This is a genomic window from Rhizobium brockwellii, from assembly GCF_000769405.2.
In the GTDB taxonomy this organism is placed as follows: domain Bacteria; phylum Pseudomonadota; class Alphaproteobacteria; order Rhizobiales; family Rhizobiaceae; genus Rhizobium; species Rhizobium brockwellii.
Map to the genome: position 1 here is coordinate 1,579,151 of NZ_CP053439.1, position 16,588 is coordinate 1,595,738.

The 16,588-nt window shown below is 61.7% G+C and carries 14 protein-coding genes; 6 read left to right on the top strand and 8 right to left on the bottom strand.

Going from position 1 to position 16,588, the window contains the following annotated elements; translation table 11 throughout:
• Positions 1-10: 10 nt before the first annotated feature.
• The 3 genes from RLCC275e_RS08010 (at position 11) to RLCC275e_RS08020 (ending at position 3,797) form a co-directional block, all read left to right on the top strand.
• A complete protein-coding gene (locus tag RLCC275e_RS08010; protein WP_033179876.1) occupies positions 11-1,843 on the top strand; it encodes a TRAP transporter large permease in 1,833 nt (610 codons plus the stop codon).
• A gap of 13 nt (positions 1,844-1,856) precedes the next feature.
• Entirely contained in the window at positions 1,857-2,855 is a 999-nt protein-coding gene (locus RLCC275e_RS08015) for a TRAP transporter substrate-binding protein (protein WP_130707542.1), read from the top strand.
• A 282-nt stretch (positions 2,856-3,137) separates the two neighbouring features.
• Entirely contained in the window at positions 3,138-3,797 is a 660-nt protein-coding gene (locus RLCC275e_RS08020; RefSeq protein WP_018073338.1) for a peroxiredoxin, read from the top strand.
• A 66-nt stretch (positions 3,798-3,863) separates the two neighbouring features.
• Here the strand turns inward: RLCC275e_RS08020 and RLCC275e_RS08025 are convergent, their stop codons facing one another.
• Positions 3,864-4,634: a gamma-glutamyl-gamma-aminobutyrate hydrolase family protein gene (locus RLCC275e_RS08025; RefSeq protein WP_033179878.1), complete on the bottom strand. Its 771-nt coding sequence runs from the start codon at positions 4,632-4,634 to the stop codon at positions 3,864-3,866.
• Between the two features lie 174 nt (positions 4,635-4,808).
• A complete protein-coding gene (locus RLCC275e_RS08030) occupies positions 4,809-5,531 on the bottom strand; it encodes a glutathione binding-like protein (RefSeq protein ID WP_033179879.1) in 723 nt (240 codons plus the stop codon).
• A 195-nt stretch (positions 5,532-5,726) separates the two neighbouring features.
• On the opposite strand from RLCC275e_RS08030, the gene RLCC275e_RS08035 reads away from it, so the two are divergent.
• The gene (locus tag RLCC275e_RS08035) at positions 5,727-6,710 is read left to right on the top strand and encodes a lytic transglycosylase domain-containing protein (RefSeq protein WP_171816887.1); all 984 of its coding nucleotides are present in this window, start codon (positions 5,727-5,729) and stop codon (positions 6,708-6,710) included.
• A 95-nt stretch (positions 6,711-6,805) separates the two neighbouring features.
• Positions 6,806-7,759: an NAD-dependent epimerase/dehydratase family protein gene (locus tag RLCC275e_RS08040; RefSeq protein WP_130707543.1), complete on the top strand. Its 954-nt coding sequence runs from the start codon at positions 6,806-6,808 to the stop codon at positions 7,757-7,759.
• A gap of 30 nt (positions 7,760-7,789) precedes the next feature.
• On the opposite strand, the gene RLCC275e_RS08045 is transcribed toward RLCC275e_RS08040, so the two are convergent.
• The 6 genes from RLCC275e_RS08045 to RLCC275e_RS08070 form a co-directional block, all read right to left on the bottom strand.
• On the bottom strand, positions 7,790-9,055 hold the full coding sequence (locus RLCC275e_RS08045) for a glycerate kinase type-2 family protein (RefSeq protein WP_033179881.1): 1,266 nt from the start codon (positions 9,053-9,055) through the stop codon (positions 7,790-7,792).
• Between the two features lie 166 nt (positions 9,056-9,221).
• A complete protein-coding gene (locus RLCC275e_RS08050) occupies positions 9,222-10,619 on the bottom strand; it encodes a dipeptidase (RefSeq protein ID WP_033179882.1) in 1,398 nt (465 codons plus the stop codon).
• A 17-nt stretch (positions 10,620-10,636) separates the two neighbouring features.
• The gene (locus tag RLCC275e_RS08055) at positions 10,637-11,695 is read right to left on the bottom strand and encodes an ABC transporter ATP-binding protein (RefSeq protein ID WP_033179883.1); all 1,059 of its coding nucleotides are present in this window, start codon (positions 11,693-11,695) and stop codon (positions 10,637-10,639) included.
• A gap of 7 nt (positions 11,696-11,702) precedes the next feature.
• A complete protein-coding gene (locus RLCC275e_RS08060; protein ID WP_033179884.1) occupies positions 11,703-12,494 on the bottom strand; it encodes an ABC transporter permease in 792 nt (263 codons plus the stop codon).
• Positions 12,491-13,315 carry an ABC transporter permease gene (locus RLCC275e_RS08065; protein WP_018241766.1) on the bottom strand — a complete coding sequence of 275 codons (825 nt, stop codon included), beginning with the start codon at positions 13,313-13,315 and terminating at the stop codon, positions 12,491-12,493. Before RLCC275e_RS08065 ends, RLCC275e_RS08060 begins: the two co-directional genes overlap by 4 nt.
• A 113-nt stretch (positions 13,316-13,428) precedes the next feature.
• The gene (locus RLCC275e_RS08070; protein WP_033180642.1) at positions 13,429-14,469 is read right to left on the bottom strand and encodes an ABC transporter substrate-binding protein; all 1,041 of its coding nucleotides are present in this window, start codon (positions 14,467-14,469) and stop codon (positions 13,429-13,431) included.
• 73 nt (positions 14,470-14,542) lie between these two features.
• Between RLCC275e_RS08070 and RLCC275e_RS08075 the strand changes: the two genes are divergently transcribed.
• Positions 14,543-16,561: an adenine deaminase gene (locus RLCC275e_RS08075; protein ID WP_033179885.1), complete on the top strand. Its 2,019-nt coding sequence runs from the start codon at positions 14,543-14,545 to the stop codon at positions 16,559-16,561.
• The last annotated feature ends 27 nt before the right edge of the window (positions 16,562-16,588 follow it).

The following is a 16,588-nucleotide window of genomic DNA, read 5'->3' on the forward strand; positions in this document are numbered from 1 at the left end:
GGTAAGTTTTGTGGCCACCAGTGAATTTCATCCGATCGAACAGGCCGCTCCCGACAGCGGAGTGGCAGCGCGCCTGCTGCGGGCGATCGAAGCGGTTCTCGGCATTGCCGCGGCACTCGTTCTCGCCGTGCTGCTCTTGATGGTGCTCGTCACCGTCTGCCTGCGCTATTTCTTTAGCGCCGGCTTCATCGGCGCCGAGGATCTCGGCATCTGGCTGCATGTGGGTCTGATCGCGCTCGGCGCGCCGCTCAGCCTCAACAGCGCGCTTGCCATGCGCCTCGACGTCTTCGTCAAGATGCTGCCGGAAAGCCTGCAGAAGGTCACGCCGATCGGCGCCGATGTGTTCACCGTGCTTTCGGCGCTGATCCTGAGCTTCGGCGGCAGCGAGATCATGACGATGCTTGGCGGCGTGTCGCCGACGCTCGGCGTGCCGGAATGGATCCGCTTCGGCTTTCTTGGCGCCGGCGGCGCGCTGATCCTCGTCGTGCTGCTGCTGCAGCGCATCGCCGAAGGCAAGATCCTGCCGGTTTTGCTCTCGCTTGCCGTCGGTGTCGCGCTCTATGCCGGCATCCCGCATGTCGCGCTCGATCTCGACTGGCCGCCGAGCATTTTTCTCGGACTGATCGCCGCGGTCGGCCTCGTGCTTGCTGCGCCGCTGCCGCACGCCTTTCTTGCCGCAGCTTATGTCGTCATCGCCTTCGGCAGCAGCCTGCCCGAGCCGGCGATCGTTTCCGCGACCGTCACCGGCATATCGAAATTCTTGCTGCTCGCCATTCCCTTCTTCCTGCTCGCCGGCGGCCTGCTGACGGCCTCCGGAGTCGCCAACCAGCTCGTGCGCTTCGCCGCCGCCATGGTTGGTCATCGTAGGGCCGGGCTGGCGCAGACGACACTTTTGACCAGCGTTCTCTTTTCCGGCGCCTCCGGCTCGTCGGTCGCAAATGCCGCTTTCGGCGCATCGACCTTCCAGCCCGAGTTGGTCAAACACGGCTACCCTCCGGCGCAGGCAGCGGCGATCATCGCCTCGACATCGGTTCTCGACAATGTCATCCCGCCTTCGATCGCCTTCCTCATCCTTGCGACCGCCACCAATCTTTCCGTCGGCTCGCTGCTCGTCGGCGGCTTCTTTGCCGGCGGCTTGATGGCCATATGCCTGGCGGTCGCCATCCATCTGACCGTGCGTGAGCAGGTGCCTTTGCCGCGCGCAAACGCGAGACAGCGCTGGCAATCGGCGGTCCAGGCAATCCCGGCTTTCGGGCTCGGCGTCATCGTCGTCGTCGGCATCCGCATCGGCATCGTCACGACCACGGAAGCCGCCGCTCTTGCTGCTTTCTACACGCTGCTGCTCGGCATCGGTGCGCGCCTCGGCATCCTCTCGTTCTATGCCGCCTTTCGCCAGGCAGCAGTCGAAGCGGCGGCGATCGGCCTTCTCATCGGCACGGCCGGCCCCTTTGCCTTTTTGCTGGCGGTCGACGACGTGTCGGGACTGATCTCGCACCTGACGACGGTGCTCGGCGGCAGCGCGCTTGCGATCATCCTGCTGTCGAACGTCATCCTGCTGGTGATCGGCCTCGTTCTCGACATCGGCGCCGCGATCCTGCTCTTCGGCCCCATCCTGCTGCCGGCAGCGGTCGCCGCCGGCATCGATCCCATTCAGTTCGGGGTGATCATCGTCGTCAACCTGATGATCCACGGGCTGACACCGCCGCTCGGCATGCTGATCTTCGTCGTCAGCGGCGTCACGCGCATTCCCGCCTCAGAGCTCTTTCGGGCGGTCGTTCCCTATCTGCTCGCTCTCCTGGTCTCGCTCGCAGTCCTCTGCGCCTGGGCGATCATCTTCTCGTAAACAGGACAACCCCATGGACAATTTCAACCGACGCAATTTCCTGAAGACCGCAGCTCTCGCCGGAACGGCGCTTACAGCGCCCGCCTTCGTCCGCACGGCCGCCGCCCGCACGACGACGATCACGATCGCCTCGCTGCTCGGCGACGACAAGCCGGAAACGAAGATCTGGGTGAAGATCGGCGAACTGGTTGAAGCGAAACTCCCCGGCCAATTCAAGTTCAATATCGTCAGGAACGGCGCGCTCGGCGGCGAGAAAGAAGTGGCCGAAGGCGTGCGCCTCGGCTCCATCCAGGCCAGCCTCTCGACGGTCTCGTCGCTCTCCGGCTGGGCGCCGGAACTGCAGATCCTCGATCTGCCCTTCCTCTTCCGCGATGCCGACCATGTTCGCCGGACCGTCGCTGGCGATGTCGGCGCCGATCTCAAGCAGAAACTGCAGGCACAGAATTTCGTCGTCGGCGATTTCATCAATTACGGCGCCCGCCATCTCCTGACCAAGGAACCGGTGACGCGGCCCGAGCAGCTCAAGGGCAAGCGCATTCGCGTCATCCAGAGCCCGCTGCACACCAAGCTCTGGAGCGCATTCGGCACGACGCCGATCGGCATTCCGATCACCGAGACCTATAATGCGCTCGCAACCGGCGTCGCCGACGCGATGGACCTGACCAAGTCGGCCTATGCCGGCTTCAAGCTCTATGAGGTCGTGCCCGATATGACCGAGACCGGCCACATCTGGGCATCCGGCGTCGTCTATTATGCCTCGACCTTCTGGGGCGGCCTCAGCGACGAGCAGAAGGCGGTGTTCCAGCAGGCTTCCAGCGAAGGGGCTGCCTATTTCAACCAGCTGATCGTCGACGACGAATCCAAATCCGTCGAGACGGCGCTTGCCAACGGCGGAAAGCTCTTGAAGCCGGAAGCCTTCGACGAATGGCAGAAGGGCGCCCAGGGGGTGTGGGACGATTTCGCGCCGGTTGTCGGCGGCATCGACAGGATCAAATCGGTCCAGGCCGCCTGAGCGAGGGGCAGGGCGGTTCTCCACGGGGACCGATGGAAAACCGTCGGTCTCTTCATCGCACGCACTTGCCGGAAAAATAATGCCGGAGCAGGCCGGAAATCGAAAGAGCATGCCTTCGGTGATCGTGGTATATAACTTACTTAAAATCCTGGAATGGGAAGTTTTTACCTTCGGCCGGTGCGATCCTGTTGACCGCAATGTCGCTACCGCTTCTGGCGGACGGATCCCATGGCCTCGATTTGAGATAAACAACATTGAACACAAGGCTTTGGAGGGCCGACCATGAGCTTACGTATCAACGATATTGCCCCCGATTTTACCGCCGACACCACCCAGGGACCGATCAGCTTCCATGAGTGGATCGGCAACGGCTGGGCCGTTCTGTTCTCGCATCCGAAGAATTTCACGCCGGTTTGCACGACCGAGCTCGGCGCCATGGCCGGCCTTGCCGGAGAATTTTCCAAGCGTGGCGCCAAGGTCATCGGCATCTCCGTCGATCCTGTGGAAAGCCATGCCAAGTGGAAGAACGACATCAAGACCGCCACCGGCTTCGACGTCGAATATCCGCTGATCGGTGACAAGGACCTCAAAGTCGCCAAGCTCTACGACATGCTACCGGCCGGCGCCGGCGAGAGCTCGGAAGGCCGCACGCCTGCCGACAACGCCACCGTGCGTTCGGTCTTCATCATCGGTCCCGATAAGAAGATCAAGCTGATCCTGACCTATCCGATGACGACGGGCCGCAATTTCAATGAGATCCTGCGCGCCATCGACTCCATCCAGCTGACGGCCAAGCACCAGGTGGCCACACCGGCGAACTGGAACCAGGGCGAGGACGTCATCATCACCGCCGCGGTTTCCAACGAAGACGCGATCACGCGTTTCGGCTCCTTCGATACGGTTCTGCCCTATCTCAGGAAGACCAAGCAGCCGACGGCCTGATTGCTGCTTTCAAGCCATTCCCAAGCCGCCGCGAAAGCACTTCGCGGCGGCTTTTTACTGATCAGACTAAGCGATGGCTTTATGGGCTCTCACCGCATCGCCGAATGCTTGAAACAGCGCACGATTAACAGGGTTGGTTTGCGGATCGTATTCGGCATGCCATTGCACACCGAGAGCAAATCCCCGCGCGTCTTTGAACCGTATCGCCTCGATCGTCCCATCCTCGGCTATGCCTTCGGCAACGACCCTCTCGCCAAGTTCGAGGATGCCCTGTCCATGCAGGGAGTTCACCCGGATCGTCTCCCGGCCGAGGATACGCGCAAATATCCCGTCCTGGGTAAGTCGAACATCGTGACGATCGCCGAAAACGATGGCGGGATCGGGATGGATCTCGCCGGTCTCGAGGCGTGGCATCCGGTGGTTCATGCGTCCAGGCAATTCCCGGATTTCGGGATGCAGCGAGCCGCCGGCCGCGACGTTCATTTCCTGAAAACCGCGGCATATGCCGAAGACAGGAACGCCCCTTGCAACACAGGCTTCGATCAACGGCAGTGCCAGATCGTCACGATCCTCGTCGTATGGCTCATGCTTGGGATCCGGCACCATGTTGAAGCGGCTGGGATGGACATTGGCCCTGGCGCCCGTCAGTAGAACGCCATCGACGATGGCCAGTAGCTCCGTGATATCGGTGAGTTTAGGATTGCCGGCAAACATCAGCGGTAAGGCTTCGGCAACGTCGGCCACGGCTCGCAGATTATTTTCTCCGACAAGCTGGGCGGCAAATCGGCTTTCGACGATGCGGGCGTTCCCGATGATGCCTATTACAGGTCTCGTCATTGCTGGCCACACCCCAAGTCGCAACGCCAGCTGCTGCCCAAACCGTCAGGATCCGCGGGCAGGTGATCTGCAACGCCGCGAAGCGGGAACCGGCCTTTGACTGGCTGCGGGCTCGGTTGTCACTATGGATATCCTTTGCCGCGATGACGGTGCAAGAGCTATCGCAGCCGATGCTCAATCCGGAACGGGAAGGGCGCGCTGGTTGTAGAGGATCTTGCGGATGCGCGCCTGTTCCTCTTCGGAAAGCTTGCTGTTGTCGGTGCCAAGATCGGCGCCGACCGCAAGGCCGCGCTGGACGCCGGGTCGTGCGCCAACCTCCTCGAACCACCGCTTGAAATGTTTGAACTCGGCGATGTCCTGACCCTGCGCCTGCCAGTTGACGGTCCAGGGATAGCTGACGATGTCGGCGATGGTGAATTCGTCACCGGCCAGATAGCGCCGGTCGCGAAGCCGCATGTTGAGAACGCCGTAGAGTCGGTTGGCTTCGTCGGTGAAGCGCCGCACCGCATAGGACTGGTCGCCTTCGCGATCGCCAAGGCGACGGAAATGACCGGCCTCACCGAGTTTCGGCCCCTGGTTCGCCATCTGCCAGATCACCCATTGCGTGACCTCGTACTTTCCGCGCAGATCCTGCGGCCAGAATTTGCCGGTCTTCTCGGCGAGGTAGAAGAGGATGGCGCCGGATTCGAAGACGCCCAACGGACCGCCGCCATGGGCAGGCTCGTGATCGACGATGGCAGGCATGCGGTGATTGGGGTTGAGCCTGAGATAATCAGGCTTGAATTGGTCACCCCGGCCGATATTGACCGGCACCAGCCGGTAGGGCGTGCCGGTTTCCTCCAGGAAGATCGAAACCTTCTTGCCGTTCGGCGTCGGCCAGTAGTGGAGATCAATCATCTGCTTCTCCTCGTTCGCTCGGGATTTCCTGGCAAACAGGATGACGTTACGACCATGGCAGGTCGAATATGTTTGTTCCAAAATCGATGACGAAATTAGAAACCTGTGACCGTCCCCGGCAGTAATTCGGGTGCAGGTATGGAAATGGGGGAGGCGTCACGCCTTTATCGATGGTATCTAGAATCCAGCGTCGCGATGGAAGTTCGAACCTGCCGAGATCCGATGATACGTCGAAAGCGTCAGTCCGACATTGCGAGGAGATCGGCGAAGGCTATGCTTTCGCTCTGTCTTCTGTTTCCCGCCGTGGACACAGTAAGGGCCCAGCCTGAGGGGGGCGCCGGGCCGCCGGCCTGCTTGTATTCGGGACCTTCGGCGGCAGGATCGGGTGAGACGCTCTGCATCCGGAAAGACAGTTTCAACTACGACCTTTGCGTCGCGATCGAGCATTTCGCCAGCGCCAATCAATTGCCAGCGGATTATTTCGCCCGTCTCATCTGGCGAGAAAGCACGTTTCGCCCCGATGCAGTCAGCTTCAAGGGAGCCCAGGGGATTGCGCAGTTCATGCCCGGAACGGCGAAGCTGCGCGGTCTCGAAGACAGTTACCAGGTGTTGGAAGCGCTGCGGAAATCGGCGCAGTATCTCGACGAATTGCGCAATCGTTTCGGCAATCTCGGCCTTGCCGCCGCAGCCTATAATGCCGGTGAAAACGGCCTTGCCACTTACCTTGCGTCAGGCAGATTACCTTACGAGACGCGTGGCTACGTCATGGCGATCACCGCGCATACGGTCGAGGAATGGAAGGATAACCCACCGGAAGATGCGGCCGCCCCGCTCGACAAGGACAAGTCCTTCCTCGATGGCTGCGTGGCGCTTGCGGAGAGACGGACGTTGAAGGACACGCCCTGGCGTCAGGAGGGTGAATGGGCGCCCTGGGGCGTCCAGCTTGCGGCGAATGCGAATGTCGCGGTGGCCCGGCGCATGTTTCTCGATGCCGTGCAGGATCTGCCCGCGCCCCTGAATGCGGAGCAGCCGCTGATCTTGCGCCAGCGCGATCGCAGCTTCGGTTTTCGCCCGCGTTATGCTGTTCGCATCGGCCGGCAGACGCGCATGGAAGCCAACGACCTCTGCAACCAGATCCGCAAACACGGCGGCACCTGTCTTGTTTTCAAGAATCGATAGCGGGCCTGGTCCAGCCCCTTGATCACGAAAAGTCTGCTTGCAGGATCACCTGAGCGCAGCATATTCAACACGGAAATGCCAAGGGAGGAACGATCATGCGGGTTTTGGTAATCGGAGCAACGGGCCATGTCGGAACCTATCTCGTTCCCCGTCTGGTGGAGGCCGGTCACGACGTCGTCACGATCAGCCGCGGCACGGCAAAGCCCTATACGGCAAACCACGCCTGGGCTGCCGTCGATCAGCGTCAGATGGATCGGGCAGCCATGGAGCAGACGGGCGATTTCGGCCCGGCCGTGCGTGGTGTGAAAGCCGACATCGTCATCGACATGATCTGCTTCACGCTGGAAAGTGCCGAGCATCTGGTGACGGCGCTGCAGGGGCATGTCGGTCACTTCCTGCATACTGGCACGATCTGGACGCATGGCCATTCGACGGTCGTACCCACGCTGGAGGAGACGCCGAAATTTCCCTTCGGCGACTATGGGACGCAGAAGGCGGCAATCGAAACCTATCTGCTGCAGCAGGCAAGGCTTCTCGGATTTCCGGCAACCATCATCCATCCCGGGCACATTGTCGGTCCCGGCTGGACGCCGCTCAATCCGGCCGGCAATTTCAACCTGCAGGTCTTTTCAACCCTTGCCCGCGGGGAGGCGCTGGCTCTGCCCCATTTCGGCTTGGAGACCGTTCATCACGTCCATGCCGATGACGTGGCGGCGATGTTCATGGATGCGATCGCCAACTGGAATGCGTCGACCGGCGAAAGTTTCCACGCGGTTTCGGAGCGGGCATTGACCCTTCGCGGTTATGCCGAATCCATGTCTCGCTGGTTCGGGCACGAGCCGAAGCTGAGCTTCGCGCCATTCGACGCCTGGGCCGAAAGTCAGACGGCCGAGGATGCGAAGGCGACCTGGGAACATATTGCCCGCAGCCCGAATTGTTCGATCGCAAAAGCCGGACGCCTGCTCGGTTACACTCCGAGATACACCTCCCTGCAGGCGGTGCAGGAATCCGTGGGTTGGCTGGTCGGGCAGGGGCGGATCGAGACCTGATCCGCCAGCGCCGCGCGTAGCGGTCACCGCTTAACGGATCAGAATCGCCCTGAAATCATTGACGTTGGTTCCGGTCGGGCCGGTTTCGAAGAGATCGTTGGTGGCCGCAAAGCCCGAATAGCTGTCATTGCCGTCGAGCAGCCGGCGCGGATCGAGCCCGGCGGCGCGCAGGCGCCTCACCGTGCCGCCATCGGCAAAGGCGCCGGCATTATGCTCCGAGCCGTCGATCCCGTCGGTGTCGGCGGCGAGTATATGAATGCCCTCCTGTCCGTCGATCGCAAGCGCCATGGCGAGCGCAAATTCGCCATTGCGTCCGCCCTTGCCGCCTTTCGCTTTCAGCGTCACCGTCGTCTCGCCGCCGGAAAGGATGACGACCGGCTTCGAAAACGGCCTGTCGCGGCCCGACACCTCGCGGGCAATCGCCGCATGCATCAGCGCCACGTCGCGCGACTCCCCTTCGATTGCATCCGAAAGGATCGCCGGCTCGATCCCCTGCGACTTCGCCAGGGCCGCCGCGGCCTCCAGCGAAACGCCGGCGGAGGCGATGATGTGATACGCGTGCCGCAAGAAGACCGGATCGTCCGGCCGCGGAGCATCGGCTTTCGGCGAGTTCAGATGGTCGAGTGCTGCCTGCGGTAGCTGCAATTCGTATTGCCTGATGATCTCAAGCGCATCGTGCCGTGTCGAACCATCAGGGACCGTCGGCCCGGAGGCGACATGAGCGGGGTTGTCGCCGGGAATGTCGGAGACGATCAGGCTGACGACCCTTGCTTTGGTCGCTGCTGCAAGTCTTCCGCCCTTGATGGTGGAGAGATGCTTGCGCACGACATTCATCGCCGAAATCGGCGCGCCCGAGGCAAGCAGCATTTCGTTGAGAGCAATCTCGTCTTCAAGGGTCAGCCCGTCCGGCGGGGCGGGTAGCAGCGCCGATCCGCCGCCGCAGATCAGCGCGATCACCAGATCGTCTTCCGTCAATCCGTTCACCGTCTCCATCAGCCGCTTTGCGGCGGCAAGCCCCGCCGAATCGGGTACCGGATGGGCGGCCTCGATGATCTCGATGCTGCGTGTCTCGCAGCCATAGCCGTAGCGGGTGACCACCACACCTTCGAGCGGTCCGCCCCAGACGCTTTCGAGCGCCCGCGCCATCTGCGCTGCGCCCTTGCCGGCGCCGATCACCACGGTCCTTCCCTTCGGCCTTTCAGGCAGATGCGCCTTGATGCCGGTCAGCGGATCGGCGGCGCGAACCGCCGCGTCGAACAGGCTTTTCAGGAAGTCGCGGGGAGCGGTTATCGTCATCGGTGGTCTCTGCTGCCTCGGTGTCGATGGTGATGTGGGATTGCCTGTTATTCTCGAATCTGCAGGATCAGCAGGGTGCGCTGGCCGCGCCATAGCCTACGGCATAATTCCTTAAATCGGAATCGATTGAAGGATAAGTTATGCAGCAATTCAAAGTGCTACAGCGTCAGTCGGCGAGGGCCGCCAGGATCCGGACCCAGGACCGTATGCCTTTATGGAAGCTGGAGAGATCGTATTTTTCGTTCGGGCTGTGGACGCGGTTGTCGAAGCGGGCGAAGCCGACCAGGAGGGCATCGCATCCGAGCCGGCGTTTGAAGTCGCCGACGATGGGGATCGAGCCTCCCGTGCCGGCAAGGGCAGCTTCGCATTGCCATTCTGTCGAAAGCGCCTGAAGCGTCCTGGTGAGGAACGGACTATCGATCGGCATGACGGTTGCCGGCGAAAGCCCGTAATTCCTGAAGTTGACCGAACAATCCCTGGGGATACGTGCGCGCACGTGCCGCTGGAAGGCATCGCGGATCGCCTGGGGATCCTGTCCTTCAACCAGGCGAAACGAAATCTTGGCGCTTGCCTTCGCCGGAATGACCGTCTTGAAGCCTTCGCCTGTATAGCCGCCAATCATACCGTTGATCTCGCAGCTCGGCCGCGCCCAGATCTGTTCGAGGACGGAGCGGCCTGCCTCGCCGGCCGGATCTTTGAGGCCAATATCGCCGAGAAAAGCCTCCTCGTCGAAGGGCAGTATTTTCCACAACGCCTTGATAGCATCGGGGAGCTCTTTCACGCCATTATAGAAACCCTCGACCGCGACGCCGCCATCGGCTCGCCGCAGGCTCGAAACCACGTCTGACAGCACCTGCAGCGGATTGCGCGCGGCATTACCGAACATGCCGGAATGTAGGTCTAGATTGGCGCAGGTGACCTCGATTTCCGTACTAAAGATACCGCGCAGCATCGTCGTGACGGCAGGCGTTACGCGATCCCACATATCCGTGTCGCAGACGAAAACCGCATCGGCCTTCAACTCGTCCGCCGTGACATCCAGAAAGGGTGCGAGGCTCGGGCTGCCGGCCTCTTCCTCGCCTTCGAACAGCACGCTCACCTGCACCGGCAGTTTTCCGGTGACGCTCTTCCAGGCGCGGCAGGCTTCGACGAAGGTCATCAACTGTCCCTTGTCGTCGGACGCGCCGCGCGCCACGATCGCGGTATCGCCGTTCGGCAAGGCTTCCATGCGCGGCTCGAACGGATCGCTCGTCCACAGCGCCAGCGGATCGACCGGCTGGACATCGTAGTGGCCGTAAAACAGCACATGCGGTCCGGACGCCGCCTTTTCATGGGCGACCACCATCGGATGGCCGGTCGTTTTGCGCACCGATGCTTCGAAGCCGATGGCGGCCAGATCCCGGCTCAGCCATTCGGCAGCAGTGCGGCATTGATCGCGATAGGCCGGATCGGTCGAGATGCTCGGAATGCGGATCAGATCGAAAAGCCGCGCCAGGCTGCCATCGAGGCTTTGGTCCACTTGGGCAAGAACGGCATCGATATCTTGGTCCATGGCACTGGTCATCGTCTCTCCTCAGCGTTTCAATCTTCCGGATCGAGAATGCAGCATTGCTCGGCCACAGGCGTCAGCACGGCCGACGCTCCTGTTTCCAGTGGGTCAGACAGCGCCCCATTGGCGGTGATCTCGCCTGCCGCGGTCGTGCATTTGTACTGATAGGCCCGGCCTAAATAGGTGCGCGTGCCGAGCACGGCGGCGATGCCATCGCCGTCACGGCTGACGGCAAGACCGTCTGCGCGGCAGGCCATGACAAAGTCGTCCTTGATCGGTCCGAATGTTTCCTGAGACAGCTGCAGCCGGGCTCCGCCGGTCGTTTCCGCCGTCACCAGCGCTCCGTTGCGCTCGGTCACCTTCATGCGGATCAGGTTCTCGAAGCCGACGAAACGGGCGACGAACGCGTTGGCCGGCTGACGATACAACACTTCCGGCGCGTCGAGCTGCATAATGCGCCCGGCATTCATGATCGCCACCCTGTCGGAGATCGAGAACGCCTCCTCCTGGTCGTGGGTGACGTAAAGTGACGTGGTACCGTTGGCGCGCTGGAGCTGCCGGATCTCGACGCGCATGTCGATCCTGAGCTTTGCATCCAGATTGGAAAGCGGCTCGTCGAACATCAGCAGCGGCGGCTCGATGACCAGTGCCCGGGCGAGAGCCACGCGCTGTTTCTGGCCGCCCGACAGGGCCGACGGCAGGCGGTCGGCGAAGGACGAAAGGCCGACGCGGTCCAGCATGGCCATCGTTCTTTTCGCCCGTTCCGGCTGGGGAATGCGACGCTGCCTCAGGCCGAAGGCGACATTGTCCTGGACGCTCAGATGAGGAAAAAGCGCGTAATTCTGAAAGACCAGGCCGATGTCGCGCGCATGTGCGGGGAGGCCGGTCAGGTCGCGCTCGCCGAGCTTGATGCTGCCGCTGCTCGGCTGCAGAAAACCGGCCACGAGGCGCAATGTCGTCGTCTTGCCGCAGCCGCTGGAGCCGAGCAGGGACACCAGCTCCCCGGCCATGACTGAGATCGACAGGTCCTTGAGCACCTGCGTGCTGCCGTAATGGGCGGAGATGGAATCGATGGTGAGGGATACGGTCAAGAGCGTTCTACTTTGTCAGGAAGGTGAGACCGAGCGTGGCCTCGACGACGGCCATGACGCCGACTGTCACGAACATCAGCAGCACCGATACCGATGCGATCGTCGGATCGAAGAACTGTTCCATATGCGCAAGGATCTGGATCGGCAGCGTCGAGATACCCGGCCCGGTCAGGAAGACCGAAACCGACACGTCGTTGATCGAGGTGATGAAGGCGAGGATGAAGGCGGCAATGACCCCGGCGCGGATATTCGGCAGGACCACGGTCAGGAAGGTTTTCAGCGGCGGGCAGCCAAGGCTAATCGCCGCCTCCTCGACGGAAAAATCGAAGGCCGCCAGGCTGGCGCCGACGACACGCACGGAATAGGGCAGGATCAGCAGCGCATGGCCGACCAGCAGGCTGATGAAGATCGGCAGCCCGAGGCCGATCGTGACCGATTTCATCAGCGAAAATCCGAAGACGATCTCCGGCACCAGGATCGGCAGCACGAAAATGGTGGAAAGCCAGCGCGGCAATTCCACTCGGTAGCGGTTGATCGCATAGGCCGCCGGGACGCCGATCAGCAGGGAGAGCGCCGTGCCGAAAAAGGCGACCTGCAGGCTGGTCAGCGCGGTCGTGCGGAAGGCTTCGATTTGGAAGATATTGACGAACCACCGCAATGTCAGGCCCTGCGGCGGGAAGGTCAGATAGGTCGTGTCGCTGACGGCTGCGCCGATGATGATGATCAGCGGTGCGAGCAGGAAGAAGAAAACGCAGGCCGCGAAGGCGGCGAGGATCGGGTGAATGCGCCTCTCCATCACACCGCCATCGGATTGAGCCGGCGTGCAATGCGGCTCATGATGAGGACGACGCCGAGCGTCAGCACCACCATGATGGCGGCGATCGTCGATGCGCCCACCCAGTCGAAAGTCACCATGGCGCGCTGGTAGAGGAAGGTCCCCATCATCATCTGCTTTTCTCCGCCGAGCAGTTGCGGTGTCGCATAGGAGGTGAAGCTGCCGGTGAAGACCAGCACCGCGCCGACGATGAGGCCGGGTGTCGCGAGCGGCAGGATCACCTGAAAGAATGTCATCAGCGGTCTCGCGCCGAGCGAGGCGGAGGCGTCGATCAGGTCGCGCGGGATGCCTTCAAGCACGCCGACCAGCGTCAGGATCATCAGGGGAACGAAGAGATAGACCATGGCGACGATCACCGAGCCTTCGGTATAGAGCATCGAAAGCGGTTCCCCGATAATGCCGGTCGAGATCAGCATGGCATTCAGGATGCCGTTCTTCCCGAGAATGATCAGCCATGCGAAGGATCGGACGACGACACCTGTCAGCAGCGGAAAAACCGCCGCGATGATCATGATGCTCTTTGCGCGGCCGGGCATCTGCGCGATCACATAGGCGGTGATGAAGCCTACAGTGAGCGAAATCGCCGTGGTGACCAGGGCGACCTCCAACGTCCGGTAGAGAACCGCCCGGCGAAAACCGCTGCTGAAGAATGTCACATAGGGCGCAAACACGCCCTTCGGTTCCGCAAACGTCGCGGCGATGGTGATCGCGACGGGAACGATCAGAAGCACAACGACGGCAATCGTCGCCGGCATCGTCAATCCCCATCTGGCAAAATGCTTCATCTCAAAACTCGTGGCATGTCCTGATATCAGGAGCGCCGCATCTCCGATTCGGATGTGCGGCGCTTCCAGGTCAGCTTGGCAATAAACCGGCCTCAGGCCGGATATCGCGCAGCTTACTGGCCGAAGACTTCGTTCCAGCGGTCGATCCAGTCGGCCTTGGCAGCGTTCATCTTGGCATAGTCGATGCGGGTGAGGCTGGCGACCATATCCGCGCCATAGGTCCAGATCTTCGCCTGGTCCGGCGTCAGGCTGACCTTCGTCGAGATCGGCGCATCGACGCCTTGTTCGGCTTCAGCCTGCTGGACTTCTTTGGACAGGATGAAGTTGATGAATTGATGCGCGAGTTCGACATTTTCCGAACCCTTCGGGATGTTCACGGTATTCAGCGTGGCGATATCGCCGTCCGCAAGCTTGGCCCATGTCATCGTCGGAACGGCCGCCTGCATCGATGCCAGGGTAAAGTCCTGTGCCAGCGCAACGCGCACTTCGCCGGTTGATATCAGGTTCACCAGCTCCGAGCCGGTGTTGTAGTTTTTGACGACATTGGGCTTCAGCGCCTCGATTTCCGAGAAGGCTTTGTCGGTGTCTTCATAGGCATCCGCGCCGCCTTGCTTGCCGGCTTCCAGCACGACCAGCGGGCCGGCCGTGGTGGTGATGCCGGGCAGGGAGACGGCGCTTTTCAGATCGTCGCGCCACAGATCGCCCCAGGCGGTGATCGGCGGATTGACCTTGGCGGAATCATAGACGATGCCGACGCGCCCGATCGTGTAGGCGGGTCCGTATTTGCCCTGAGGCGCCTTGCCCAGCTCGTAAATATCCGCGAGGTTGGGGATCTTCGACGGGTCGATCTCCTGGAACAGTCCCTGTTCGATGCCGAGCTGCGAGAAGCTGTCGGTGAGATAAATGACATCGACGCCCTTGCCATCGCGCAATTTCAGCTTGTTGAGCCGGTCGGCATTGTTGCCGGTCTCGAACACGATTTCGCAGCCGCAGATCTTCTTGAAGGGCGTGATGATGTTCGCATTCATCTTCTCGCCGTTATAGCCCCACCAGGAGATGGTCAGCGTCTTCGATTGCGCCTGTGCCGCGGCGGTGCTGCCGACGGCGGCAAGCAGCGCAAGAGACAGGATTCGGGCAAAACGGCTGGCCTTCATGAGCAATGTCCTTCTGTGAAAAACGGCGTTGATAATCGGGATCATACCCCCTGGATTTTAGGGATACTATTTTTTGATCGGTCGGGTCGCAAGCTCAATACTTGGGCAAATACACTCTTGTGCCGAGAATTTTCCAAGGCTGGAGCATCGCTTTACACATCGGCATGTGGTCTTTACGGTCCGGCGGTTCCAGCTTCTCACGGGCATTCCATTCATGGCCACTTCGCGCACTGCTCTTCCCGACGATCTGCTGATCAACGCGTCCGACGAGGTGCTGACGCGCCAGGATCTCGTGCTGACGGCGCTCGGACGCCGGCCCGCCGACAGACTGTTGCGGGTCGGCAGGTTGCTCGATGTCCATTCGAGAACATGGCTCGACGATCAGGAGATCGTCATCAAGGGCCGCCGTATCGCCTATGTCGGCCCCGCCGGCAGTTACGCAGGCGAGGTGAGCGAGCGGTTCTCCGAGCCGGATCTTGCGGCCGTGCCGGGCTTCGGCGAGGCGCACAAACATATCGAAAGCTCCCATCTGACCCCGGAATGGGAGGCGGCTTTGGTGATGCCGCATGGCGTGACCTGGACATGCGAGGCGAGCCACGAGTTTTCCAATGTCAACGGCGCCCGCAATCTGGAATTCTGGCTGGAAGCGCGCCGACGCGGATCGCCGATGAAAATCTTTCCGCTGCCTGGCTCCGCCGTGCCGCCGACCGCTTATGAATGGGGTGGCGGCTGGTTCGGCTACGATGAGCAGAAGGCCTTCCTTTCCGAAAGCATGATGGTCGCCGGGCTCGACGAGGTCATGGACTGGCCGTCCATATCCGATCCCGGCAATCCTTCCTACGATCGGCTGTGGGGCATGATCGGCGCGACCTTCGAGCAGCGCGGCGTGGTCGAGGGCCACGGTGCCGGACTGCGCGACATGGCCTCGATCAATGCCTTTGCCGCGGCAGGTCTCGCCTCCGATCACGAAGGCTGGTTTCTCGATGAGATCTGGCAGAAACTCCTCCACGGCCTTTTCATCGAGCTCAGGCCGCATTCCCTGCCGGAGGTCATCCGCGGGCTGATCGACAAGGGACTGACGGACTGGTCGCAGATCGCCCTGGTGACCGACGATCGCAGCGCCTCGGACACACTGAAAATCGGTGCGACCGACCACAATGTCCGGCTTGCCATTGAAAACGGCCTTGCGCCGGAGGTTGCCATTCAGTGCGTCACCCTCAATCCGGCACGCCATATGCGGCTGACGCCTTGGGTCGGATCGATCGCGCCGGGCCGTTTCGCCGATTTCGTTCTTCTCAGCGACGTCGCCAGCCTGTCGATCGAAAAAGTGTGGGCCGACGGGCGTCCTGTGTCCGAGGGTGCGACATTCATTGGCGTGCGTCCCGAAATCGATTGGCCGCAATGGGCGACGCGCACCGTGAAAATAGACAGGACGGTCACGGCTGACGATTTCCGCATCGAGGCGCCGGCGAACCGGACCGCGGTCAACGCAGCACTTTTGCGGCCGTTTCACTGGCACGACGATTTCATCACCATGGGATTGCCGGTGGAAGAGGGCGCCGTGCAGCGGGATCCCGCGCGCAATGTCACCAAATTCTCGATTGTCGACCGGTTCTCCGGGGAGGCCAAGGTCTCCAGGATGTTCTGGCTGGGCACCGGGCCGCGCACGCCGGAGACGGCACTCGCCTCCACGCTCGGGCACGACAAGCACAATATCTGGACGGTCGGCTCATCCGACGAGGCGATGGCGATATCAGTCAATGCCCTGAACGAGCAGCAGGGTGGCTGGGTGCTGGTATCCGGCGGCAAGATTCTTGCCCGCGTCCGCTATGAGGTCGGCGGCCTGATGACGGCGCGTTCGGCCGAAGCGCTCGATGCGGAGATGCAGGCTCTCTATGCGGCCGGTGCTGGGATCGACTGGATGTACGAGCCGACCTTCTCGCCCCGATGGTGGCCGGGATTTCCCGAACGCCTGTCGTTTGCGACGCTGACCTGCTCGCCCTGGCGCTGGGTCCTGGTCGCGCCGTCGGAGCTGGCGCCGGAGGGGTTCGTCAACGTGCTCACCGGCAAAACCCATCCGATCACCTGGTGACGCTGCGGTCCACCAAAATTCCACCTG

Bases quoted from the DNA above. Each gene is read 5' to 3' on its own strand.
- RLCC275e_RS08015 (WP_130707542.1), top strand. From the start codon at position 1,857: ATGGACAATTTCAACCGACGCAATTTCCTGAAGACCGCAGCTCTCGCC.
- RLCC275e_RS08020 (WP_018073338.1), top strand. From the start codon at position 3,138: ATGAGCTTACGTATCAACGATATTGCCCCCGATTTTACCGCCGACACC.
- RLCC275e_RS08025 (WP_033179878.1), bottom strand. From the start codon at position 4,634: ATGACGAGACCTGTAATAGGCATCATCGGGAACGCCCGCATCGTCGAA.
- RLCC275e_RS08030 (WP_033179879.1), bottom strand. From the start codon at position 5,531: ATGATTGATCTCCACTACTGGCCGACGCCGAACGGCAAGAAGGTTTCG.
- RLCC275e_RS08035 (WP_171816887.1), top strand. From the start codon at position 5,727: ATGGAAGTTCGAACCTGCCGAGATCCGATGATACGTCGAAAGCGTCAG.
- RLCC275e_RS08040 (WP_130707543.1), top strand. From the start codon at position 6,806: ATGCGGGTTTTGGTAATCGGAGCAACGGGCCATGTCGGAACCTATCTC.
- RLCC275e_RS08045 (WP_033179881.1), bottom strand. From the start codon at position 9,055: ATGACGATAACCGCTCCCCGCGACTTCCTGAAAAGCCTGTTCGACGCG.
- RLCC275e_RS08050 (WP_033179882.1), bottom strand. From the start codon at position 10,619: ATGACCAGTGCCATGGACCAAGATATCGATGCCGTTCTTGCCCAAGTG.
- RLCC275e_RS08065 (WP_018241766.1), bottom strand. From the start codon at position 13,315: ATGAAGCATTTTGCCAGATGGGGATTGACGATGCCGGCGACGATTGCC.
- RLCC275e_RS08070 (WP_033180642.1), bottom strand. From the start codon at position 14,469: ATGAAGGCCAGCCGTTTTGCCCGAATCCTGTCTCTTGCGCTGCTTGCC.